Here is a 22,462-nt window from a genome sequence, read left to right as displayed (position 1 = left end):
TTCTCCTAACTGGTTGTGTCATCATTAGTTAAAGAATAGTATACAACTGTTAAAAAAACAATAAGCAGAAGAAAATCTAAAGATAAGCTTAATAAACAGCAGCTAATTTTCTTTAATTACCTTAAAGCCACTAAAAATGTTTACCAAATCTTAAAGTGTTAAACTGTTTGAAATACCGTACAATAGGAAAAGAAGCTATAGTGATGTAATAAAAGCTATGCAGATAAATAAGACATGAATAGTAAGGGGTAGAGGACTATGGAGGAAGTTGTTATCGTAAGTGCAGCACGAACTCCCATTGGAAAATTTGGGGGCAGCTTGAAAAACACTACTGCAATTGAATTAGGTGCAATCGTTGTAAAAGAAGTTATCAAAAAATCGGGTCTATCCGCAGATAAAATAGACCAGCTTATTTTTGGAAATGTTTTGCAAGCTGGCTTGGGACAAAATCCGGCTCGACAAATTGCTGTCCATGCCGGCGTTCCTTACTCAGCTCCATCCATGACGGTGAATGAAGTGTGCGGTTCTGGCTTAAAAGCCGTTATTCTTGGAAGCCAAGCTATTCGACTAGGGGATGCTGAGATCGTTGTGGTAGGCGGTACTGAAAACATGACACAAGCTCCTTATCTTTTAAATAATCACCGTTGGGGAAAGAAAGCAGGAAATGATCAACTGATCGACAGCGCGATGCACGATGGACTGGCCGATGCTTTTGATCACCTGCCAATGGGAATGACCGCTGAAAATGTAGCTGAACAATATGGCATCTCAAGAACTGAACAAGATGCTTTTGCTGCACATTCACAAATGAAGGCTGCTCAAGCCCAAGACAACGGAGCTTTTTCGGCAGAAATCGTGCCAGTACCTGTTAAAGGACCAAAAGGCCAAACAGCTTTGTTTAGTGAAGATGAATTTATTCGCAAACAAACGAATCTAGACAGCTTAGCCAAACTTCCTGCTGCTTTTAAAGAAAACGGAACGGTCACTGCAGGAAATTCTTCTGGAATAAATGACGGGGCAGCAGCTCTTATCTTGATGAAAAAATCGCACGCTGAAGAACTGAACATCTCTTATCTAGCTACTCTTAAAGGTTACGCAGAAGCTGGGATCAATCCTTCAATTATGGGATATGCACCTTATTATGCAATTGAAGAAGTTTTAGAAAAAACTCATTTAAACTTAGAAGATATGGATTTGATTGAATTAAATGAAGCCTTTGCTGCCCAAAGTGTTGCTGTCATGCGGGATTTGAATATGAATAAAGACAAAGTTAATGTTAACGGCGGAGCAATTGCATTAGGTCACCCAATCGGTGCTTCTGGGGCCCGTATTTTAGTTAGCTTAGTTCATGAAATGCAGAAAAGAGAAACGACTTTCGGTCTCGCTTCTTTATGTGTCGGCGGCGGAATTGGTATGGCTATGGTCATTGAAAAAAGTGAGACAAATAATGAATTGAAACCGTTTTGTTAGCTAATCTTTCTCCTATTTGGTATAATGATAAATGGATACGATTCTTAGCTTGGATCTTTTCTTATTTTTTTCTTTTTTTTAGAAAATAGATTCTACTAAGCAGCTTTACTAAGCTAATACGAAAGGGGAAAAATTTATGAAAGTAAATGCAGAATTAAGAACAGAGGTTGGAACAGCATCAGCTAATCGTTATAGAAAGGCTCATAAACTTCCAGCTGTTGTCTACAATAAAGGAGGAGACGCTACTCCTGTTTTATTAAATGAAAAAGATTTTATTGAAGTATTGAAACAACTAGGTAAAAACGGAATTTTTGATATTGTTGTGGGTGATGAAGCACCTCGACAAGTAATTGTTAAAGACTTCCAAAGTGCCGCTTTAAAATTCCAAATATTAGATGTAGAGCTTCAAGCCATTGAAAAAGGCCAAAAATTAACCGTTACTGTTCCAATCGTTTTAACAGGTGCTGAAAGTGTTAAATTAGGAATGGTTTCTCAAACATTAAATGAACTAGAAATTGAAACGACTCCGAATAATATTCCAACAGAGTTCGAAGTCGATGTGAGTACCTTAGCAATTGGCGATTCCTTAACAGTGGCTGACTTAAATGTAAGCAAGGATATTACTGTCTTTGACGAACAAGATGAAACGGTAGTCATTGTGGCACCACCTGCTACTCTAGAAGATGTTGACACTGCTGAAGCTACTGAACCAGATTTGATCGGTGAAAAAACTGAATAATCTTTTTCTTTGAGACTGAAAACAGGCTGCTGCCAACAGGAGATTCTTCTGTTGGCAGCAGCTTATTTTTGCGGTATAGTTTTCAGTATCTTTTAAAAGGTTACCCTTCTAAAATTTTTACATAGAAATTTCTTGTTCGCGGACCATCAAAATCAAAAAAATACACACTTTGCCATGTTCCAAGAATAAGTCGGCCTTTTTCAATGATAAGCATTTCGCTCGCTCCTACAACAGAGGATTTCATATGACCATCTGAATTGCCTTCCATATGCACATAGGCTGGTTTGTTAGGGAAAGTTTCATCAAACCCTAACTTCAGGTCTTTTTTTACATCGGGATCAGCGTTTTCATTGATCGTAATAGCTGCGGTTGTATGTGGGCAAAAAATCAACATCATGCCTTTTTCCACACCACTTTTGGTTAAAGCTTCCTGCAAATAAGAATCGATCGTAGTAAAAGATTGTTTTTCACGGGTTGAAATTTGAAAAACAAATAAATTATCTGTCATTCTAATCAGCTCCTCTTTCTATTCTTACTTTAGAATATCATAGCAGCAAGCTGAATCGACAACTAAAAGACTTATTATATATAGCGTTTTATCTTTTGAAAGCAGGTGAAGAATGAAAATTTATATCGATGCCGATGCTTGTCCTGTAAAAGATATCGTTATCTCAGAAGGAACAGCTCAACATATTCCCGTTATTTTAGTTACCAGTATTTCTCACTTTTCGACCGTTGAACAACCGGCTGGAGTAGAAACAATTTATGTCGACATTGGAGCCGAAGCTGCTGATTACCGAATCATGCGTTTGGCAAAAAAAGGCGATTTAATCGTCACTCAAGATTACGGCTTAGCTTCATTAGCACTAGCTAAAGGTTGTATTGTCTTGCACCATACTGGTTTTAAGTATACCAACGACAACATCGACCAATTGTTGCAATCACGTTATTTAAGTGCTCAAGTTCGAAAAAGCGGAAAACGCACTAAAGGACCTAAACCGTTCACTGAAGAAAACCGCCTAACTTTCCAAAAGTTATTCAAAGAAACCCTTTTAGAGGCTACTAATCAGACAAACTAAAAAGTTGCCGTATTCCACGTATAAACTTTGGAATACAGCAACTTTTTTAATGTTTTTCACTAACGGATGACGTCATTTGTTTGACCTGCAATAAAAGCTTCTACCCTATCTTTTCTGATAATTGGACTATCGCCAAAAGTAGTATGCGCTAAAACAGCATTACCTATTGCAAATTCAACAGTTTGGTGGTCAGACCATTTTTCGATAAAACCAGTTATGATCCCTGCTGCATAAGCATCCCCTGTCCCGATTCGGTCATAGATGTCTAAATCATACACAGAACTGAGAACGAACTGATTTGCATGACGCAAAAAACCTTTTACACTTCGGTTTTTCCCCTCTTTTTCACGGAGCGTTCCAGCAAATAAAGTAATTTGGTATTTTTCTACAAATTGTCGACTCACAGCCTCAAGGATTTCTACCGGTTCTTCTATTTCTGTTGGCAAAGGCATATCCATTAATTCAACTAAATCACGAATTCCGCCAACTACGCTATCACGATTTTGTCTAAGAATTAGTGCTTTTATTAAAAATACTCTTAAGATCGGTTAGGACCTTAAGAGTATTTCAGTTTTCTCTAGAACAAGAAATTAGCTTGCTGTAGTTGCTTTTTCAATTTCTTTGATTTTTTCAGCAAATTGCGGTAAATAAGTCTTATGGGCAACTAATAGTTCATCCATTACTTGTTTAGCAACAAATCCGCTGGTGATCAAAGGATTCATCGTAAAGGCTTGCAGCAATGTACCATAGTCTCCCGTCACAGCAGCTTCAACAGCTAATAACTCCATCGATTTCATTAATTGCAATAACCCTCTTTCAGCTGGTGCAAAACTGCCAAATTGGAATGGAACTGGACCATTACCAGTGATCATACTGGTCACTTCAACCACACAATCTGCTGGCAAATCAGTGATGGTTCCATTATTTTTCGTGCTGACAGTCATGATCATCCGTTTGTCATTGTAAATTGAATTAATGATGTTGCAAGCCGCATCACTGTATCTTGCTCCGCCTCGTTCGGCTAATTGCTGCGGTTTGTAATCTAGATTTTCGTCTTTGTACAATTCGAACAATTCTTTTTCGATACCTTTAACTTTTTCAGCACGAGTCCCTGAATTTTTGAAGTCTTCTATTTCTTCTTTCAATGCTTCATCTGTTAAGTAATAGTATCTATGATATGGACAAGGCACCATATGCAAGTTTTGCACTTGTTCAAAAATCAAATCGTTTTCCTGGATATTTGCTACAATACTTTTAGAGTTTGAAGCATCGCCATACATGATTTTTAACAGTTCATCTGTTAAGGATTTGCCTTTATTGTCTACAACCGTATGCCAGTGCAAGTGATTGATTCCGGCAAATTGGAAAAATAATTCTTCAGGATCTCGTTCTAATAAAGCAGCTTCTTCGACGATCGCATTCACTGGAATATTGCATAACCCCACGACCTTGTCCCAATTCCCGTACCGCATAACCGCTTCTGTTACCATACCAGCCGGGTTCGTAAAATCAATCAGCCATGCATCTGGACAAAGTTCTTTCATGTCTTCTACAATATCTAATATAACTGGAATAGTTCTCAATGCTTTAAATATTCCGCCGGCTCCATTTGTTTCTTGGCCAATCATGCCATGGCTTAAGGGAATGCGTTCGTCTAATATTCTAGCGTCCAATTGTCCTACTCTTAATTGTGTTGTAACAAAGTCAGCGTCTTTCAGCGCTTCTCTACGGTCTAATGTCAAATGAACTTCACAGTCGATATTTGCCGCTTTGATCATTCTCTTAGCCATTTCTCCAACAATCGCTTGCTTTTCTTTTCCGAGCTCTACATCGACTAACCACAATTCTTTTAACGGCAATTCAGCATGACGGTTAATAAAACCTTCCACTAATTCCGGCGTATAACTTGAGCCTCCGCCAATCGTTACAATTTTTAAACCTTTTTTCATATCGTTTCCCTCCAACTGTAATCGCTATCTTTTTTCTTTATAAATTTAGTATAGCGCTCTTTTCTTGATTTGACTCTTTTCATCAAGATATAGGTAAATGTTATTTAAATAGAAACTTGTCACAACTGTGGCATCATTTGTCACAACTGTAATCTGCTTATTTTTAAGTTCAAAAATAATTCGTTGTTGCCTACATTGTTTCACTATAATGAATATGCTACTATAAGTTTATTGCTAAGGAGGCGAAAAAGAAAAATGTTGTTTCTTGATACAACCCCTGATTTAACTGATTTTGATACGGCTATTTACAAATACATTTCCAATCACTTAGACCAAGTCGCTTATATGCGAATCCGTGATTTAGCTGCTGAAACACATACGAGCACTACCAGTATTTTACGTTTCTGTAAAAAATTTGGCTGTTCTGGTTTTTCTGAATTTAGAATCAAACTGCAAATGTATTCAAAAGAACAAAAACAGCAAAAAATACAGTCTATCGATGAAACAGCTTATATTGATTTCTTAAATCGGACTACGCAACCTTTCTATAAAGAAAAAATTCGCGAAGCTGTTTCTTTGTTGCAAGATAAAGAGTTAATTTTATTTCTTGGCGAAGGCTCGTCCAATATCATTGCAGAATATGGGGCTTTATATTTTTCATCTATTTTCAATATGGCATTAAGAATTGAAGACCCTTCTAATCATCCAATTGACTATTTATCAAAAAAATTATCTGATCAAGTCTGTATCATTGCATTGTCTGTTTCAGGAGAAACAAAAAATATCGTTAATTATTTGAATCACTTAAGCTTCAGCAGCAGTACCATTATTTCAATCACGAACAGTTCAAAATCAACCATTGCTCGTCTTTCTGATGTCAATATTCCTTATTATATTACTCCAGAGTCTATCAAAGATGCAGACATTACATCACAACTTCCAGCTCTTTACACAATCGAAACACTTGCAAAAGAAGTAAGAGCTACTAATTAAACTAACTTTTTCATTATTTAGAAAAAAACTAGAGCTGATTTAGAAAAGGATTATTCCCTTCTAAATCAGCTCTAAATTCATTTTTAATTATTTTGTTCTGCTAATTGCATCTTATTCACACGTTCATCAATTTTTAAGAACGGTAAGTAAATAAATACGGAAACCGCAATAATGACTATTTGAAGCGCAGCTGCCCGCCAGTCTCCCCCTGTAGCCAAGAATCCTGAAATAATAGGTGGCGTTGTCCAGGGTATCTGAACCACAACGTGATTGATCATTCCAATGGATGTTGCGAAATAAGCAACAGTCAACGAAAATATAGGTGCCAGGACAAATGGAATAATCAACATTGGGTTAAAACAAATCGGTAATCCAAAAATAATGGGTTCACTAATATTAAATAATGCCGGTGCCAAAGATAATTTAGATACATCTTTATAATCTTTACGTTTACTGAATACAAAAATGGCAATCAATAAGGCAACTGTATTTCCTGATCCGCCCATAACGGCAAAAGTATCTTTGAAAGCCATATTGATAATATGAGGAATCTCTTCATGATTGGCATAGGCTAACATATTGTCCTGCATGTTTTGCAATAAGAATGGGTCCAACAAAGCTCCTGAAATAACAGCTTGGTGAATACCAAAACCGAAGAACAAGTTAGCTATACTTGTCAATAATAGAAAACCTGGAAGACTAGTTGTGACATAACTTAAAGGTTTAGTGATGACAGTCGTGATTAGTGTGTTAAAATCCATATCAAACAATTGATTTAATGCAAAAGAAGCAACAGCAAAAATCAATACATTAATCATAATTGGAATAAGTACATTAAATGATTTAATAACAGCTGGAGGAATATTCCCACTAATATTTATTTTTAATTTTTCATTTGATGATAGCTTGATAAATAAATCAGTTGCCAGCAAACCGACGACTATTCCGACAAACATACCTGAGGCACTAGTATAACTAACTGGTATAACTCCTGGTACCAATACTTCTTCTTTAAAGCCTTCTGGTATAAATGTTGTACTTAAAGGGGTTACCACAATCATGGTAGAGAATGACACTAAAATTGGAGCGATAACGTTATTGTATCCCCGATTTACAGAAAGGTGGTAAGCGATGGCAACTGCAATCAATAAGGCCATCACATTTAGTGTACCGTTTGATATAGACGTTCCAATCGACTGCCAAGTAGTTAACGTCTCTGGAGCAATGATTTTACCCATGAATCCTGTTGGCTCCAAAATAACGTAATTAATTAATGTCATAAAACCGGCTAAAATAATGAATGGCATGATAGATGCAAATGCATCTCTTAACGTGCGCAAATGGATTTGATTTCCCATTTTTTGTGCTACGTAAGCAAAACGATCAGTAATGGACATCTTTTCTGATGAATCTGACATATTGTCTCCTCCTCTAAACTAGTCTATGTGTATCGTACACAAAACCGTTGTTGCGACTCATTTCTTTATAAAATTCTCCGCTTTTTTTAATCGTCCGCTTTTGGTTTTCTAGATTTAAGGAAACCAAGCCGTATCTATTTTTATATGCATTGATCCATGACCAGCAATCTATAAAAGTCCATAAATGATACCCTTTAATGTTGCATCCCTCAGAAATAGCTTTATGCACGTAAGCTAAATGGTCTTTAATGTAATCGATTCGGTAATCGTCGATAACTTGGCCTTTATCGTTCATAAATCTTTCTTCGTCGGCTACTCCCATTCCGTTTTCTGAAATAAAAGCTTCGATGTTGCCATAATTATCGCGGATATCGATACATAAATCGTAAATTCCTTTTTCGTAAATTTCCCAGCCACGATAGATATTCATTCGTTTGCCCGGCATATCATAATTTTCATAAAACCATTCTGGTAAAAATGGTCCTTCAGGATTGATTGCAGTTAACCTTGCTTTTACCCGGCGAGGTTCATAGTAATTCAGTCCTAAAATTTGAGCAGTGTTCTGTTCGATCACTGTTAGATCAGCTGCTTCATAAATAGGCATTTGATCGTATTCTTTCAATATCTCCACTAGTTTTTCCGGGAAAGTTCCTTTAACCATTGGATCTAAGAAACTACGTGTATATAAAGCGTCTACAATTTCTGCCGCTTTTATATCTGCAGGCTGTTGACTTCTTGGATAAGTAGGACTTAGGTTTAAAATAACGCCGATTTTCGAGTTCAATTGCAATTCTTTAAAGGATTGAATCGCTAATGCATGCGCTAAGATCGTGTAAAAAGCAGCTTGTGCACCCCGTTTAAAATCTACTAATGCTGGATAATGGAATCCTTCTAAATAACTGCCTAAAATTGGACCAAGCGGTTCATTAAAGGTAAACCAATGATAAACTAAATCCCCAAGTTCTTTAAAACAAGTTGTAGCGTAATTTACATAAGCATCGACCACCTCTCTAGATTCCCAGCCGCCTTTTTCTTGCAAAGCAAATGGCATATCAAAATGATACAAGTTAACAAACGGTTTGATGCCGTTTTTATTCATTTCTGTTAATAAATTTCGATAAAACTCAACGGCTTTAGGATTAACTTTACCAGTGCCTCCATCAGGAAACATTCTTGCCCAAGAAATGGATAATCTAAATGAATTGTGTCCAGTTTCTTTCATTAATTGAATATCTTCTTTGTAGTGATTTATATGATCTGTCGTAACGCTTGAATCTATTCTGTTATAAAAACGATTGGGTTCTTCTTTAAACCAATGTTCCCAAACTGTTTCTGCTTTTCCTGTATTCCCTCGACCTTCAGCTTGTTCTGCCGACCAGGCTGAACCCCACCAAAAATCTTTTGGGAACGTTATCATCTCTTCCATCACGTAATTCCCCTTTCTTTATAGTAGCATAATAACGCACATTTACATAAAAGTAAACACTTTTATGTAAAGATATACACTTTTTATTTTTGTTGTATTCTTTGTAGATTAAAGGTAAAGTCTGTGTTATACTTTTACAGATATTTATAACCCACTTTATAGTATGAGGAGAGAAATTAATGAGCACACTTCCTAAATATATGACGATCTATACAGATCTTAAACAAAAAATAAACACTGACTTTTACAAAATCAATGAAAAAATTCCTACTGGCGATGACCTGGCTATTGAGTACGACTGTAGTAAATTGACTGTCAAAAAAGCCATTGATTTGCTTGTAAAGGAAGGCATGGTTATTCGCAGACGCGGTTCTGGTTCATTTATCAAAGGAAAATCCACTAATGGAGGAGCTATTGCGCTCGGTCCAACATCAGGCTTGATAAGTACAGTTGGTAAAGAACACATCACCTCTAAAACTTATCAATTTTCGATCGAAAAACCGTCAAATGAAATTGCCGAAAAACTCGAAATAAAAGATAATGGGTATGTCTATAAAATTATCCGCGTAAGATACGTGAACCACGCTCCTTATTCAGTTGAACATACCTATATGCCGCTTTCAGTCATCACAGGTTTAGAACCAAAACATTTAGAAAGCTCAATCTACAATTATATTCGTGAGGAATTAGGTTTTAAAATGCAACGTGCTCATGTTTGGGTACGTGGGGATAAGGTTACAGTTGAGGATTGCAAACTATTGGATGTCGACAAAGATACTTTTATCATGGAAGTCGAAAAAATCGCCCATCTGGAAGATGGCCGTATTTTTGAATATTCTTTGACCAGACATGACTATCAAAATTTTGTATTTGAAACGGTATTTGTTCAAAATTGATTTTGTATGCTAGCAAAAAATACAGCTTAAGTCTCATGCTTTTTTGTCCATTTAAGACATACTTACTAATAGAAGAACGTTAAATGATATAGGAGCTTATCACATGAACTTATTATTTACTTTAAATGAAAATTATCTTCCGCCATTTTATACCTTGCTTCATTCGATTTTTCACTCAACTAGTCACGAGGAATCCTTTGAGATCTATTTAATGCATAAAGATATACCGGACTTTCAACTTCTTCAATTAGAAGCATTCATTCATAAAGAAGGTCATTCTCTGCATATTATTGATTGTACGAATCTGTTTGAAGAAGATACGGTAGTCAATCGGTACTATTCCATTGAAATGTATTATCGTTTATTAGCTCCTTTTGTCTTGCCGGACAAAATGGAGCGGATTCTTTACCTCGATCCTGATATCATCAATTTGAATTCATTTGCTAAATTTTATAATCAGGATTTCAAAGATAAACTATTTATTGCAACAACTCACGAATATGCGACAAAGTGGATTCAGCCGCTTAATAACCTTCGCTTAGGAACTCTTAAATCAGAAGATTATTTCAACACCGGTATCTTACTGATGAACCTGCCAAAAATCCGCAAACAGGTAACTTCAGAGGATATTTTTAAGGCTATAGAGGTAAACAAAAACCGTTTAGTTTTGCCAGACCAAGATATCTTCAATCATTTGTACTGGGACCGCATTGGCGAAGCCGATTGGCGGATTTATAATTTAGATCCGCGTTTTTATTCAAAATTAAAATTATTCTTCCCTACTGTTTATAATCAGGAATGGGTAGAAAAAAACGTTGTCTTCATCCATTACTGCGGCAAACACAAACCTTGGGTGGAAAATGAAAAATATCGCTATGATTTAGGTTTCTATTATCATAAATTTAAGAAGGCTCATCCTTATTTGCCAACTTATCAACCAGCAGTGGAAGAACCTAACGACTAATTACTTTTTAACTGTAAAAACTACTTAATTTATACACATAAAAAAGCTGACAGTACACTACTGTTCAGCTTTTTTACTTTGACGACCCAGTTCTTTTAAATAAACTAATACTTTTTCTTCGTCTTCTAACGGATTGCCCAATTGTTCGGCTATATTTTGACTCACTTCTTTAAAATGTGCACAACTAGTGAATAAGGCTTCCCACATGTGGTCTATTTGTCCATCTGCATATGTTTTTAGCCATTTCTCCCAAAGTTCTTCACTTGTATAACGCTGCAAATACTTGCCAAATTTACCAATACTGACCGTGAAATGGGTCTCTACCCCCACTCGCCAGCTCATTGCTAGCAGCAGCATCTCTCTGACTGGTCCTTCCATCATCGATTTAGCATACGGCAGTTCTTTACGGCATAATCCTTTTGCGACATTTGTCATGCACCACCAAAATTCATTAGCGCAATCGTTCAGCTCTTCTCCTGAAGGCTTCTTGACCAGATAATCTGTGTCTTCAGCAGGCGGCAGCGGATCAATAAGACCCTCTTTATCTAACAAAATTATGCTCAATCGGTCTTGTTTGGCTAGCTCATTGGCTGTTTCTATCGGTGCAAGTGTTAAGTCAATTCGATTGCCATCTTCAAACAACATTAAATAGGAAAATAGCCCTTGTCTCTCCAGATCAGGCGGAAAAAGTGTCATTGCATCCGGCATTTGCATCATAATGCGTTTTCCAAAACCATCGACCCACGCATGATCACAAGTGAATGATTCGACTTCTGACACAAAATAAACAACATCATAATCTTGGTACTGATCTTTGGGCACATGCAGATTGACCCGCGAACCGTTCATCATCACTGCACGGATACGCTCGTCTTCTTCGGCTGTTCTCAAAATTAAATGAAGCATTTCTTTCTCAGTCCGCAAATCATTCTCTCCTTTCTATTTTTTCACTTCATAATGTAATTCAACAAATTGGTTGTACTGTTTGGTTTGTTTTAGCGACAATTCCAAATGGTAATCATCCGGTTTGAATAGCGATATCCCTTTTCCAATCACTACTGGAGCAACAGTGATTCGCATTTCATCGATCAGCTTTTCTTTTAAAAAAGAGCGGATCAATTCTCCACCTCCTGCTAACCAAATATTCTTACTAGGCTGATTTTCAATTTTTTTTATAAAGCTTGAGATATCTTCTTGAACGAACACAACAGATGAATCAGGCGTATGCGCTGTTGTCGAAAAAACATAACATTCTTTGCCTTGATAAGGAAACTCAGCTCCTCTTCCCATATATTCTAAAATCCATTCATATGTTCTTCTGCCCATTAAAATTGTATCAATAGTTTCATAAAACTCAGTGTAGCCATTGTCTCCTTCTCCTTCGACTTTAAACAGCATTCCAGTGTATCTTCTTCTGTTGCGATATAACCGTCTAAACTCATTGCAATAAACAAGACTACTTTACGTTGTTGATCCATAGCTATTAACTCCTTTTAGTTTTTATCTGTTCTACTGATCTGTTGGTCCACTGAACTACGCGAAATTAGTTTGCTTTAAATACCATTTCAAATTCTTCACAGACAACCGGGATCGTTTCGTTAAATTCCAATTCTTTTGCTTGGTATTCTTTTAAAAAGAAGTCTTGATGCACTTCTTTCCAATAAGTAAGGGAACGATCGCCTTCTCCTTCTTTGAAAGCATGTTCTTTCGTTACTTCATTATAAGGTACAACAGACACATTAGTTGTCTGAGTAATGCAAACAGCTTGTCCTTTATCATCTAATATAACATTCCATTCTCCAGCTTTTGGTAATGGTTCATTTTCTAAAGCATATAACTCATATGCTGAAGCAGTAGCTGTTTTTATCCCTTTTACTGTCAAATCTGCTAATTCATCCGCTGCTGCTCCATAACTCCATGCTTGATAATCTGCTGATTGGTGTTCTGGATAGTGTTCACTAAATACATTCCATAATTGTTTTGCATCCATTGTATGATTCTCTTCTTTCTTCATTTAAATTTTAATTACTTGCTTCGTTCCTCTATTCTATTTATCATAATGGATTGAAAGGCGTTACACAATTGATTTTCTAATAAATAAGCAGTGCTGACGTATGTTTTGCTTAACCTAAACAAATACGTTACGCTAAACTCAAGAACAGGTTCCATCGCATTTAACCCTTAACACTTATTTTAAAGGAGGATGTTTATGTATCAAGATTTAGCAGAAAAAGTTGCAGTGGTTACAGGAGGTTCTAAAGGTATTGGAAATGCTATAGCTAGACGTTTGGCAGCCGAAAAAATGGCTGTGGTCATCAATTACCATAGCGATAAAGAAGGGGCTGAAGAAACCGTTGCAGAATTAGAAAAAGCCGGTGGAAAAGCCGTGGCCGTTCACGCTGATGTAGGAACTGAAGAAGGGATACAAGCTCTATTGGATGCAGCAGTTTCCAACTTTGGCGGCTTAGATCTTTGGGTAAACAATGCTGGAATGGAAAATCAAGTCTCTACACATGAATTAAGTTTGGAAGACTGGAATAAAGTCATCAATGTGAATTTAACCGGAGTATTCCTAGGTTCTAAAGCAGCAATTAATCATTTTCTAGAAACAGGTAAAAAAGGGAACATTATCAATTTGTCATCCGTCCATGAAGTCATTCCTTGGCCAACTTTTGCACACTATACTGCCAGCAAAGGCGGCGTAAAAATGTTCACTAAAACGATTGCCATGGAATATGCACACAAAGGTATTCGAGTGAACGCTATTGCTCCAGGGGCCATCAAGACACCTATTAATGCTGAAAAATTCGATGATCCAAAAGAAAAAGAAACGACTTTAAACATGATTCCCATCAATTCTCTTGGTGAACCGGAAGACGTAGCAGCTGCTGTTGCTTGGCTGGCTTCTACTGAATCCAAATACGTTACAGGTACTAGTTTATTTGTTGACGGCGGCATGTCGCTGTATCCATCATTTGAAGAAGGAAAAGGGTAAGACAACTGAAAAAAGCCAGCTGCTAAGACAAACGGTCTTTTGCAACTGGCTTTTTTTATTATAATTTAAACTGGTTCACCATTTGACTCAAGTTTTCAGCCAATGTTGCTAAGTGTTCTGAATTGCCGGACACTTCTTCCATCGAACTGCTGATTTGTTGAGAAGCCGCAGAAGTTTCTTCTACACCAGCTGCTGACTCTTGAGAAACCGCCGCGATTTCTTCGATTGAGCCGTTCATGATTTCGCTGTTAGCCGCAATACTTTCCAAGTTTCCAGAAATATGCTGGATTTCATTGACCATGCTAGTGACTGATCGGCTGATTTCATTAAAAGTTTGTCCCGTAGTTCTTATCTGAGCGGTTCCTTCTTCAACTTCAGTATAACCATTTTGCAATGAATCACTGACTTTCTTAGATTCAGCTTGAATCGTTGTGACAAAGCCGGTAATGTCGGCAATGGAAACAGCGACTTGTTCAGCCAATTTTCTAACTTCATCTGCTACCACAGCAAAGCCTCTGCCATGTTCTCCAGCTCTTGCCGCTTCAATCGCTGCATTTAAAGCTAATAGATTGGTTTGATCCGCAACAGTTTGAATAATAGAAACCAAATCAGAAATTTCTTTAGTTTGGTTATCCAAAATAGCCATTTTCCCAACAGCATCTTGAACAATACTGTCGATTTTTTGCATTTGTTGATTAGAAGAGTCCATTAAACGACTACCTTCTGTTGTCATGTCTAAGACTTTTTGGGAAGTTTTAGAAATTTGTTCACCGCTCTTATTTGTATCTTGAACTTTCTTAGTAAAGTTTCCCATTACAATAGACAAGCTGCTGGCTGTATTAGCTTGCGTTTCTGTCCCAGTAGCCAGTTCTTGCATCGTCGTCGCTACTTGCTCTGAACCCGACTTAACTTCAAAAGCCGCTTGGTTCAGCTCCTCACTGTGAGCTGTCAATGTTTCTGAATCCTCTGATATTTTGTGCATTGTCCCTTTTAGTACATCTTGCATGATATTCATAGCTGCTGCTAATTGTCCCGTTTCATCTTCTGTCGCAACATTCAACGGCTCAACGCTTAAATCACCACCTGCAATAGTTTGCATATGGTTCATAACCAATTTGATGGGTTTAGTAATGCTTCTAGCTGTCAGGTAAGCCACGAGTGCAGATAAGAGAGCGACCAAAATAGTGACGACATAACTTAAAAGTTCAATGATTTTGCCTTTTCTCATGATGTCATCGCCAAATTTTTGAATATTTTCTTCTCTCTGTGCTGCTAAATCAGAAAATCCTTTTTCAAGTTCATTTTCCAATGCTTGTGCTTGCGTATTCATAATATCTTGAGCTTTTTTAGGATCACCGTTATCATAAGCTTCTAATGCCTCATCGGTTAATTTTCCCCAAGCGACTTTCTTATCAATCAGTTTCTTCAATTCTGCTGCATCGCTTAGTTCTAGAGCTTTATTTTCTAACTTAATGCTTTCTTTAGTCTCTGTATTGAACTGAATTCGGTAAGCTTCATCATTATAAGCCATGTAGCCTCGAATCAAGCTTGTACGTTTGTTCATATCGGTTAATAGCTTTTCATCACTGATCAATAATTTCATTTCTTGTTCCATAATGATTTGCATTGATTTGTTTATATCGTTCAAACTCAAAATATTGAATAGACTCGACAACATGATGAGCAGAACTACCGCACCAAACCCTACTAATATTCTTGTACGTAAACTTTTGATCTTACTTTGTTTTTCTTTCTTTTTTTTCATTTTTTCAATCCTCTTCTTATCAATATAGTTCTCTCTATTTATCTATATCGGTAGATTAAAGAGAAACTTTATAGCAAGATCCATTATTTTAATTTTTCAGCTATTAAAATAAAGAACTGTAAGGTTATATTGCTGAAAGAACACTCTTTTCCAAAAAAATAAGCCAAGACTTTTTGTCTAGACTCATTTTATCAAATCAATTGGTTTTTAAATCAATAGGTAATCACCGGAAGCGTAATCGTATTGCAGACTGCCGTTGTTTTTGCTTTCATCTCCAACTAGCTGTCCGTTTTTGATTTCCAACACACGGTTGTGAACTTTATTAACGATCGAGCGATTGTGAGTGACCATAATAATAGTAGTTCCTTGTAAATTGATACGGTAAAACAACCGCATAATTTCCAGAGCAGTCTTAGGATCAAGATTACCTGTCGGCTCATCAGCAATCAGCATTTTGGGACGGTTGACGATTGCTCGAGCAATCCCGACTCTTTGCTGTTCACCGCCTGATAATTCAGTTGGTTTTAGATCCGCTTTTGTTTCCAGTTCTACCTGAGTCAAAGCTTCCATTACACGCAGCTCGATTTCTTCGGGTTTAGTCCCAATCACTTCCAAAGCATAAGCTATATTTTCAAAAACTGTCCGGTCATTTAACAATTTATAATCTTGAAAAACGACTCCGATTTCACGTCTTAACTTGGGAATGTCTCTGCTTTTTAATTTAGCTAGATCATATCCACAAACTTCCAGCTTGCCGCGAGTCATTTTTTCTTCTCGAATGAGTAACTTGGCAAAAGTAGTTTTTCCCGATCCACTTGCACCGACCACGTAAACAAATTCTCCGTCTTCAATTGTAACCGAGATATTGTTGAGCGCTCGCACTCCTTTCGTATAGACCTTTTCAACGTTTTCCATTTTAATCATGTCTCATCACCATCTTACCCCTTGTACTCTTTCCTGACCCGCTCTACTCGTGTCAAACGAGAACCGCTAATGCATTTGCCCAAAGCTGATGTAGAACTTTCAGCTTCATACTGTTTACTATTGTTTGAATTGATTGATTGTGGACATCATTTCGTTTGTTCCTTGTACTACTTTGGTATTCAGCGAATACGCGCGCTGTGCAACCATCATATCGGTGATAGCTGATGCTAAGTCAACATTTGAAGCTTCTAAAAAATGTTGTTGGATCATGCCGTCTCCTTGCACAAATACTCCATCATATGTAAATTTATTTTCGCCTGCAGGCATCAATGCATCTGAAACAGCTGGTGTATACAATGGAATGCGTCCAACCACGATTGTTTCATTTCCCGTTTGAATGATCACTTCTCCATTTAAAGCAATTGCTACATCTCCGTTCGGCCATTGTTCAACAGGTATCACAGCTTCGATCGACAAGCGGTCTCCATTGCTGTTGGTGATCGACTTGTCTCCATTTACTTGAAATGCTCCATCGCGTGTCAAATAGAATTGGTTGTTTTGATCCGTTACTCCAAAAAATCCATCACCTGCAATCGCTAAGTGATACGCGTTTTCATCTGCAATCAGTGCGCCTTGTGCCATATTGGTCGTATTGACTCCGCTTTTTGTTCCGTTGTTGATTCCCGGGTTTTGTACACGTTCTGATAGAAGAACGGATTCTCCATTTAGATCATTGACCATCAATTCGCTGAAGCTGACGTTTTTAGATTTGTAGCCGGTCGTATTGGAATTGGCGATATCATGGGACAAAGCATCCATTGCATTTTGTACGGCGTTCATCCCACTTTTGCTGATACTTAAAGGTATACTCATTTTTCGTTGTTCCTCCTAAACTTTTCCGATTTCATTAGCAGCTTTTCTTAATGTTTCATCCGCTGCACTTAACGCTTTTTGATTCGCTTCAAATTCTCTGCCTACTAACATTAAGTTTGTGATTTCATCTGCAGTATTTACATTTGATGTCTCAAGCGAATGTTGAAAAACGGTTGTGGTACCCATACTGGCTGTACCGCCTTGTCCTGTATACAGTGTGTTTCCTCTGCTGGTCAAAGCCTCAGGATTCCCAAATTCTGTCAGCATTAGCTGCAATCCAGTTTCATTGACATTACCGTTGCTGTCTACTGAAAAATCAGTGCCGCCTGCTGGGATAAATGTGCTTTGTCCGTTTGCATCGATACCTAGCACCCGATGTCCTTCTTGAGTTACCAGTTCGCCAGCTGCATTCACTGTAAAATTCCCATTACGGGTATAATACGTTTGACCATCTGTTCCAGCTACAGTAAAAAATCCATTGCCTTGGAGAGCCACGTCGGTCGCAGAAGCTGTTCCTTTCAATCCTCCTTGATCAAAACTTCGATACATCTCATCAATTTGATTGCCGAATGTAAAACTTCCTATGTCGTTTTTTTGATTCAGTAAAGGACCGCCTAAATGGTTGGCCATTTGTTTTGATTGAAGTGTACTTTGTATGATCTCTTGAGCTTTGTAACCAGCAGTATTGATATTGGCTACATTTGCACTAATGTTTTCTTGTTTTTTTTGCAAGATGTCAAAGTTTCTGCTAAGCGTATCGATACTTCTAATCATCGTATTCTCTCCTCATTGATTCTTTTAATTTTAAGATAATTTTTCCATGAATTTGTGAAACTCGTGGAACAGAGATGTCAAAAATATAAGCAATTTCTTTCAAAGATAACTCGTCGACGTAGTACAAATTTAAAATCGTTTGCTCTCTTTTATCCAATATATGAATGTTTTTTGTTAATAACTGATGACGTTCCTGTTCTAACAGTGCCTCTTCAGAGTCAACAGACTGCGTGTCTTCTAAAAAGTCCATCAGTTCAATATCATTGCCTTCTTCACTGTACAACACTTTTTCCAATGAAACGGAAGCTAGTTGGTGGACCGTTTCGTGTATCTTGCTTAATTGTTTGTCATTGATTTTTAATTCCTGGCAAATTTCCTTTTCTGACGGTGTCTGTTTGAAGGTTTCTTCCAGTTTTTCTTTGGCACGGTAGTATTCATTCAACTGACTGAGTCGTGTTCTGGAAACCGGAGCTGTTTTTCTGACTTCATCAATGATCGTTCCTTTGATGCGGATATAGGCATACCCTTCAAAAGGAACTTTTTTGTCTTTATCGTATTTTTCCAACGCATCCATCAAACCAATCACACCAATATTGTAGAGGTCTCCGCGTTCATAATCGCTGCGTTTGATGTTCAGCCCATTTACAACTTTTTCAACCAAGGGCAGGTATTTTATGATTTCCTGTTCCCTATCGTTTTCATAATACATCTGCTACCCCTCCTTTAAGAAAAGCGGAACAAGCCGGATCTGGCTCGACTGGAAAATAGCAAGTACAGCCCTGAATGAGCATACTGCGCAATTGCTAGGAGACTTCCAGCTTTAGCTGGTTACGTCGACTAGTATAAAGCTCGCGCAGCGAGACTTTAGGCCCTTTACTTGTCTTTTTCACGAGAGACAGGCTTGTGACGCTAGACATTACGTATGTGAAACACAAAGTAATGTACAGTGAGAAAAGCGGGACAAGCCGCTAAACACCTTTTATATAAAAAGTCATTGTTTCATCACTCTATTTAGCCTTCAACCATCCCTACAGTCTCGATTGCCACATCGTTCGGTACTTCATTTAATGATAAGACAGCCACATCAGGAAAATTGTAAGATATTAGGTTTTTCATAGCCGGTCGTATTTTTGGCGACGCCAATAAAACGTGCGGAATGCCTATTGCTTGTAGTTGATTTTGTATAGTTGTGATACTGTCAAATAACCGAGTGACCACATCCGGCTGAAGCACTGGAATCGATCCAGCTGAAGATTTTTGGATGCTGCGGCTGATCATTTCTTCTGTATCGGGCATGATCGTCACAACTTGTAAAACGCCAGCTCCATCTAAATGTTGTTTTACAACTGTCCGGTTCAGTGCTTGTCGAACATATTCAGTCAACATTTCAGTATCTTTAGTTGTATTGCCATAGTCGGCCAATGTTTCTAATATTGTCACTAAATCGTTGATCGGAATGTTTTCTTTTAATAAGTTCTGCAGCACTTTTTGAACCTCGCCTAAACGTAAAATATCGGGAATCAATTCATCAATGACTACACCATATTTATCCTTAATGCCTTCCAGCAGCTGCTTAACTTCTTGTCTGCCTAACAGCTCATAGCTGGATTTGTAAATGGTTTCTTTCAAATGCGTTACCAATACGGTCAGCGGATCAACGACTGTGTATCCTCTTAAATCAGCAGCTTCACGGTCTGATTCCTCGACCCACATTGCATCTAATCCAAAAGCGGGTTCTTTAGTCGGTATTCCATCAAAATCAAAGTCCGTTTCTCCCGGATCGACGATCATGTATTTGTCTAAATATAATTCACCGCCAGCTACGGTATTGCCTTTGATTTTTATCAAGTATTCATTGGCTTTCAACTGTAAATTGTCTCGAATGCGAATCGGGCTTAATAAAATTCCCAACTCATGCGCACTTTGCTTCCGAATACTAGAAATATGGTTCATCAAGTTGTTGTCTTGGCTTTCGTCCGCTAAGGGGATCAACCCATAACCAATTTCAATTGAAATTGGGTCCACTTGAAAGGAGGCAACCGATTCGTCTTCTGTCTTTTCTTTTTTTGTGCGTTGTGCAGCTTTTGACTTCTGTTCATCAGCTTGTGCAGACGATCGTTTTGTTTTTTCGTTTTCCAGATTCAAATACCCACCCGCTCCGGCAACTAGTCCTAATAACAAAAAGGGCAACGTTGGGAATCCAGGTATTATTGCAAACAACACTAAAATAACAGACAGCATCAACATGACTTTAGGCGCTTGGAAAAGTTCTTTTCCTACTGCACTTCCAAAACCCGTATTGCTTCCTGAACGGGTCACTAAAATACCAGATGCTACTGAAATCAATAGTGAAGGAATCTGACTAACAAGCCCGTCTCCTATCGTTAATTTACCGAATTGACTAAGGGCTTCCATAATGGCCATATCACTTTGAACTGTATGGATCACAATCCCGCCGATCAAATTGATCACCGTAATGATAATACCGGCTATCGCATCACCTTTAACGAACTTGCTGGCACCATCCATCGCTCCGAAAAACTGGGTTTCACGTTCTAAGTCTGACCGTCTTTTTTTAGCTTGGTCTTCACTGATCAACCCTGAATTTAAATCGGCATCGATCGACATTTGTTTACCGGGCATAGCATCTAATGTAAAACGAGCCGAAACTTCTGAAACCCGGCTGGCTCCGTTAGTGACGACCATCATTTGAATGATAACGATAATGATGAAGATGACTGCTCCAACCACTATGTTATTACCGGCAACAAAGTTAGCAAATGTATTGATCACTGATCCCGCTTCACCGACCGTCAAGATCAAACGAGTAGACGAAATATTTAATGCCAACCGAAACATCGTCGTGATTAGCAGCAATGTTGGAAAAGTAGAAAATTCCAGTACGCTTTTAGAAAAAAGAGTCAGAAGCAGTATCGTGATCGACAAAGCAATATTGACAACTAGCATAAAATCCAATAGCGGAGAAGGCAGTGGAATAATAATCATCGCTAAAATAGCCACTACAAAGAATGCGATCAACACATCTAGTGATTTTGTCAGTTTCTCAAATTTACCCATAAAAGCAGTTAACATCTCTTCGACTCCTCATTCCTTAAAACAACCTTATATTTTGTGTTTGTTCATTTCTTCCATTTGGTAAACCAAGGCGAGAATCTCAGCGATGGCTTGATACATATCGACCGGTATCGGTTGACCAACTTCAATCGATTTGTACATGGCTCGAGCAACTGGTTTGTTTTCAATAATCGGCACATTTGCCTCTTTAGCCCGTTCTCTGATTTTCGCAGCTTGGTGATCAGCACCCTTGGCAACGATCATTGGTACTTCGTCTGTTGCTTTGTCGTAACGAATCGCGATGGCTAGATGCGTTGGGTTGGTAATGACGGCTGTAGCAGTGTCGACATCTGACAGCATCCCGCTTGTCAATTGACGGTGGAACTGCTTGCGCTTGCCTTTCATCTGCGGGTCGCCTTCGCTTTCTTTGTATTCGTCTTTTAGATCTTGCTTAGACATTTTTAAGTTTTTCCGGTAATCGTATACTTGATAGATGTAATCGGCTATCCCTAATACCAATAATAAAATGCCTAGTTGAATACCCAAGTCTTTTACAAGCTCCATCAGTAAAAAAAATAACTTTTGCGTCCCAATATTTCCGGCATTGACCAGCAAAACCACAGATTTCTTTACTGTTGAATAAGCCATGCCAAATACCAAACCCAATTTAGCTAGGTTTTTTAATAAAGTGAACAGTGTCTTTTTGCTGAACATATTTTTAAATCCGCTGATGGGATTGATTTTTTTAAAACTCATTTTTAACGGTTCAGTTGAAAATAAAAACCCGGTCTGCAGCATACTGGCTAAAAAGGCAGCCACAAAGCCGATAGCTAGAAAAGGACCAGCCATAATCAGAATAAAAACAATCGATTTCATACCGATATTTCCTAAGTTGTTTTCCAATCCATCTACCGCGAATCCAGCTGATAAGTAAATCTTCAAGTAAAGATACCCTTGTTTTAAAATATATGTACCGAGAAACGTTGCAGCCATCAAAAAAACGACAAATGTAACCGCAGAAGTCAAATCAGGACTCTTAGCTATTTCCCCTTTTTTACGTGTGTCTTTCAGTTTCTTTGGACTGGGTTTTTCTGTTTTGCCATCTTTATCTGCCATTTACTC

General features: G+C 37.8%; 23 protein-coding genes. 7 read left to right on the top strand and 16 right to left on the bottom strand.

Features of this window, described 5'->3' with window-relative positions:
• The first annotated feature begins 258 nt into the window (after positions 1 to 258).
• Together BR87_RS10240 and BR87_RS10235 are read left to right on the top strand one after the other, a co-directional pair.
• Complete coding sequence (locus BR87_RS10240; RefSeq protein WP_035031742.1) at positions 259 to 1,470, top strand: acetyl-CoA C-acetyltransferase; 1,212 nt, start codon at positions 259 to 261, stop codon at positions 1,468 to 1,470.
• 136 nt (positions 1,471 to 1,606) lie between these two features.
• Positions 1,607 to 2,209 (top strand): 50S ribosomal protein L25, encoded by a 603-nt coding sequence (locus tag BR87_RS10235; protein ID WP_035031740.1) that lies wholly within the window; start codon positions 1,607 to 1,609, stop codon positions 2,207 to 2,209.
• Positions 2,210 to 2,309: 100 nt separating this feature from the next.
• On the opposite strand, the gene BR87_RS10230 is transcribed toward BR87_RS10235, so the two are convergent.
• On the bottom strand, positions 2,310 to 2,717 hold the full coding sequence (locus tag BR87_RS10230) for a secondary thiamine-phosphate synthase enzyme YjbQ (protein ID WP_035031738.1): 408 nt from the start codon (positions 2,715 to 2,717) through the stop codon (positions 2,310 to 2,312).
• 112 nt (positions 2,718 to 2,829) lie between these two features.
• Between BR87_RS10230 and BR87_RS10225 the strand changes: the two genes are divergently transcribed.
• On the top strand, positions 2,830 to 3,288 hold the full coding sequence (locus tag BR87_RS10225; RefSeq protein WP_035031735.1) for a YaiI/YqxD family protein: 459 nt from the start codon (positions 2,830 to 2,832) through the stop codon (positions 3,286 to 3,288).
• A 59-nt stretch (positions 3,289 to 3,347) separates the two neighbouring features.
• Here BR87_RS10225 and BR87_RS10220 read toward each other — a convergent pair whose 3' ends face one another.
• Positions 3,348 to 3,740 (bottom strand): carbohydrate kinase family protein, encoded by a 393-nt coding sequence (locus BR87_RS10220; RefSeq protein ID WP_169741142.1) that lies wholly within the window; start codon positions 3,738 to 3,740, stop codon positions 3,348 to 3,350.
• A gap of 138 nt (positions 3,741 to 3,878) precedes the next feature.
• Complete coding sequence (locus BR87_RS10215; RefSeq protein ID WP_035031733.1) at positions 3,879 to 5,237, bottom strand: 6-phospho-beta-glucosidase; 1,359 nt, start codon at positions 5,235 to 5,237, stop codon at positions 3,879 to 3,881.
• A 255-nt stretch (positions 5,238 to 5,492) separates the two neighbouring features.
• On the opposite strand from BR87_RS10215, the gene BR87_RS10210 reads away from it, so the two are divergent.
• The gene (locus BR87_RS10210) at positions 5,493 to 6,230 is read left to right on the top strand and encodes a MurR/RpiR family transcriptional regulator (RefSeq protein ID WP_035031731.1); all 738 of its coding nucleotides are present in this window, start codon (positions 5,493 to 5,495) and stop codon (positions 6,228 to 6,230) included.
• Positions 6,231 to 6,313: 83 nt separating this feature from the next.
• On the opposite strand, the gene BR87_RS10205 is transcribed toward BR87_RS10210, so the two are convergent.
• The gene (locus BR87_RS10205) at positions 6,314 to 7,648 is read right to left on the bottom strand and encodes a PTS sugar transporter subunit IIC (protein ID WP_035031728.1); all 1,335 of its coding nucleotides are present in this window, start codon (positions 7,646 to 7,648) and stop codon (positions 6,314 to 6,316) included.
• A 13-nt stretch (positions 7,649 to 7,661) separates the two neighbouring features.
• Positions 7,662 to 9,074, bottom strand: coding sequence for a glycoside hydrolase family 1 protein (locus BR87_RS10200; RefSeq protein ID WP_035031725.1), 1,413 nt, complete (start codon positions 9,072 to 9,074; stop codon positions 7,662 to 7,664).
• A gap of 179 nt (positions 9,075 to 9,253) precedes the next feature.
• Between BR87_RS10200 and BR87_RS10195 the strand changes: the two genes are divergently transcribed.
• Both BR87_RS10195 and BR87_RS10190 read left to right on the top strand, forming a co-directional pair.
• Positions 9,254 to 9,970, top strand: coding sequence for a GntR family transcriptional regulator (locus BR87_RS10195; protein ID WP_035031723.1), 717 nt, complete (start codon positions 9,254 to 9,256; stop codon positions 9,968 to 9,970).
• 103 nt (positions 9,971 to 10,073) lie between these two features.
• Complete coding sequence (locus BR87_RS10190) at positions 10,074 to 10,934, top strand: glycosyltransferase family 8 protein (protein WP_051929823.1); 861 nt, start codon at positions 10,074 to 10,076, stop codon at positions 10,932 to 10,934.
• A gap of 57 nt (positions 10,935 to 10,991) precedes the next feature.
• Here the strand turns inward: BR87_RS10190 and BR87_RS10185 are convergent, their stop codons facing one another.
• From BR87_RS10185 to BR87_RS10175, 4 genes are all read right to left on the bottom strand, one after another.
• Complete coding sequence (locus BR87_RS10185) at positions 10,992 to 11,858, bottom strand: aminoglycoside 6-adenylyltransferase (RefSeq protein WP_035031721.1); 867 nt, start codon at positions 11,856 to 11,858, stop codon at positions 10,992 to 10,994.
• A 15-nt stretch (positions 11,859 to 11,873) separates the two neighbouring features.
• A complete protein-coding gene (locus tag BR87_RS10180) occupies positions 11,874 to 12,332 on the bottom strand; it encodes a dihydrofolate reductase family protein (protein ID WP_211249987.1) in 459 nt (152 codons plus the stop codon).
• Positions 12,260 to 12,412, bottom strand: a complete 153-nt coding sequence (locus tag BR87_RS13260) for a hypothetical protein (protein WP_211249986.1) — start codon at positions 12,410 to 12,412, stop codon at positions 12,260 to 12,262. Before BR87_RS13260 ends, BR87_RS10180 begins: the two co-directional genes overlap by 73 nt.
• A gap of 65 nt (positions 12,413 to 12,477) precedes the next feature.
• Complete coding sequence (locus BR87_RS10175) at positions 12,478 to 12,924, bottom strand: ASCH domain-containing protein (protein WP_035031719.1); 447 nt, start codon at positions 12,922 to 12,924, stop codon at positions 12,478 to 12,480.
• A gap of 219 nt (positions 12,925 to 13,143) precedes the next feature.
• Here BR87_RS10175 and BR87_RS10170 point away from each other — a divergent pair, with 219 nt between their 5' ends.
• On the top strand, positions 13,144 to 13,929 hold the full coding sequence (locus BR87_RS10170) for a glucose-1-dehydrogenase (RefSeq protein WP_035031716.1): 786 nt from the start codon (positions 13,144 to 13,146) through the stop codon (positions 13,927 to 13,929).
• Positions 13,930 to 13,987: 58 nt separating this feature from the next.
• Here BR87_RS10170 and BR87_RS10165 read toward each other — a convergent pair whose 3' ends face one another.
• The 7 genes from BR87_RS10165 to flhB form a co-directional block, all read right to left on the bottom strand.
• Positions 13,988 to 15,694, bottom strand: a complete 1,707-nt coding sequence (locus tag BR87_RS10165; protein WP_035031713.1) for a methyl-accepting chemotaxis protein — start codon at positions 15,692 to 15,694, stop codon at positions 13,988 to 13,990.
• A gap of 207 nt (positions 15,695 to 15,901) precedes the next feature.
• Positions 15,902 to 16,618 carry a cell division ATP-binding protein FtsE gene (ftsE, locus tag BR87_RS10160; protein ID WP_035031710.1) on the bottom strand — a complete coding sequence of 239 codons (717 nt, stop codon included), beginning with the start codon at positions 16,616 to 16,618 and terminating at the stop codon, positions 15,902 to 15,904.
• A gap of 117 nt (positions 16,619 to 16,735) precedes the next feature.
• A complete protein-coding gene (locus BR87_RS10155) occupies positions 16,736 to 17,491 on the bottom strand; it encodes a flagellar hook-basal body protein (protein ID WP_035031708.1) in 756 nt (251 codons plus the stop codon).
• A 15-nt stretch (positions 17,492 to 17,506) separates the two neighbouring features.
• Entirely contained in the window at positions 17,507 to 18,265 is a 759-nt protein-coding gene (locus BR87_RS10150) for a flagellar hook-basal body protein (protein WP_035031707.1), read from the bottom strand.
• Positions 18,258 to 18,974 carry a sigma-70 family RNA polymerase sigma factor gene (locus BR87_RS10145; protein WP_035031706.1) on the bottom strand — a complete coding sequence of 239 codons (717 nt, stop codon included), beginning with the start codon at positions 18,972 to 18,974 and terminating at the stop codon, positions 18,258 to 18,260. Before BR87_RS10145 ends, BR87_RS10150 begins: the two co-directional genes overlap by 8 nt.
• Positions 18,975 to 19,276: 302 nt before the next feature.
• Positions 19,277 to 21,358, bottom strand: a complete 2,082-nt coding sequence (gene flhA / locus BR87_RS10140) for a flagellar biosynthesis protein FlhA (RefSeq protein WP_156959114.1) — start codon at positions 21,356 to 21,358, stop codon at positions 19,277 to 19,279.
• A 30-nt stretch (positions 21,359 to 21,388) separates the two neighbouring features.
• The gene (flhB, locus tag BR87_RS10135; RefSeq protein WP_035031705.1) at positions 21,389 to 22,456 is read right to left on the bottom strand and encodes a flagellar biosynthesis protein FlhB; all 1,068 of its coding nucleotides are present in this window, start codon (positions 22,454 to 22,456) and stop codon (positions 21,389 to 21,391) included.
• Positions 22,457 to 22,462: the final 6 nt, after the last annotated feature.

The sequence above is a fragment of the Carnobacterium mobile DSM 4848 genome (genome assembly GCF_000744825.1).
In the GTDB taxonomy this organism is placed as follows: Bacteria; Bacillota; Bacilli; order Lactobacillales; family Carnobacteriaceae; genus Carnobacterium_A; species Carnobacterium_A mobile.
The sequence above is the reverse complement of the archived record's forward strand: the minus strand, read 5'-3'. Positions and strand labels throughout refer to the sequence as shown.

Bases quoted from the DNA above. Each gene is read 5' to 3' on its own strand.
- BR87_RS10240 (WP_035031742.1), top strand. From the start codon at position 259: ATGGAGGAAGTTGTTATCGTAAGTGCAGCACGAACTCCCATTGGAAAA.
- BR87_RS10235 (WP_035031740.1), top strand. From the start codon at position 1,607: ATGAAAGTAAATGCAGAATTAAGAACAGAGGTTGGAACAGCATCAGCT.
- BR87_RS10230 (WP_035031738.1), bottom strand. From the start codon at position 2,717: ATGACAGATAATTTATTTGTTTTTCAAATTTCAACCCGTGAAAAACAA.
- BR87_RS10225 (WP_035031735.1), top strand. From the start codon at position 2,830: ATGAAAATTTATATCGATGCCGATGCTTGTCCTGTAAAAGATATCGTT.
- BR87_RS10220 (WP_169741142.1), bottom strand. From the start codon at position 3,740: ATGCCTTTGCCAACAGAAATAGAAGAACCGGTAGAAATCCTTGAGGCT.
- BR87_RS10215 (WP_035031733.1), bottom strand. From the start codon at position 5,237: ATGAAAAAAGGTTTAAAAATTGTAACGATTGGCGGAGGCTCAAGTTAT.
- BR87_RS10210 (WP_035031731.1), top strand. From the start codon at position 5,493: ATGTTGTTTCTTGATACAACCCCTGATTTAACTGATTTTGATACGGCT.
- BR87_RS10205 (WP_035031728.1), bottom strand. From the start codon at position 7,648: ATGTCAGATTCATCAGAAAAGATGTCCATTACTGATCGTTTTGCTTAC.
- BR87_RS10200 (WP_035031725.1), bottom strand. From the start codon at position 9,074: ATGGAAGAGATGATAACGTTCCCAAAAGATTTTTGGTGGGGTTCAGCC.
- BR87_RS10195 (WP_035031723.1), top strand. From the start codon at position 9,254: ATGAGCACACTTCCTAAATATATGACGATCTATACAGATCTTAAACAA.
- BR87_RS10190 (WP_051929823.1), top strand. From the start codon at position 10,074: ATGAACTTATTATTTACTTTAAATGAAAATTATCTTCCGCCATTTTAT.
- BR87_RS10180 (WP_211249987.1), bottom strand. From the start codon at position 12,332: ATGCTGTTTAAAGTCGAAGGAGAAGGAGACAATGGCTACACTGAGTTT.
- BR87_RS13260 (WP_211249986.1), bottom strand. From the start codon at position 12,412: ATGGATCAACAACGTAAAGTAGTCTTGTTTATTGCAATGAGTTTAGAC.
- BR87_RS10175 (WP_035031719.1), bottom strand. From the start codon at position 12,924: ATGGATGCAAAACAATTATGGAATGTATTTAGTGAACACTATCCAGAA.
- BR87_RS10170 (WP_035031716.1), top strand. From the start codon at position 13,144: ATGTATCAAGATTTAGCAGAAAAAGTTGCAGTGGTTACAGGAGGTTCT.
- BR87_RS10165 (WP_035031713.1), bottom strand. From the start codon at position 15,694: ATGAAAAAAAAGAAAGAAAAACAAAGTAAGATCAAAAGTTTACGTACA.
- ftsE (WP_035031710.1), bottom strand. From the start codon at position 16,618: ATGATTAAAATGGAAAACGTTGAAAAGGTCTATACGAAAGGAGTGCGA.
- BR87_RS10155 (WP_035031708.1), bottom strand. From the start codon at position 17,491: ATGAGTATACCTTTAAGTATCAGCAAAAGTGGGATGAACGCCGTACAA.
- BR87_RS10150 (WP_035031707.1), bottom strand. From the start codon at position 18,265: ATGATTAGAAGTATCGATACGCTTAGCAGAAACTTTGACATCTTGCAA.
- BR87_RS10145 (WP_035031706.1), bottom strand. From the start codon at position 18,974: ATGTATTATGAAAACGATAGGGAACAGGAAATCATAAAATACCTGCCC.
- flhA (WP_156959114.1), bottom strand. From the start codon at position 21,358: ATGTTAACTGCTTTTATGGGTAAATTTGAGAAACTGACAAAATCACTA.
- flhB (WP_035031705.1), bottom strand. From the start codon at position 22,456: ATGGCAGATAAAGATGGCAAAACAGAAAAACCCAGTCCAAAGAAACTG.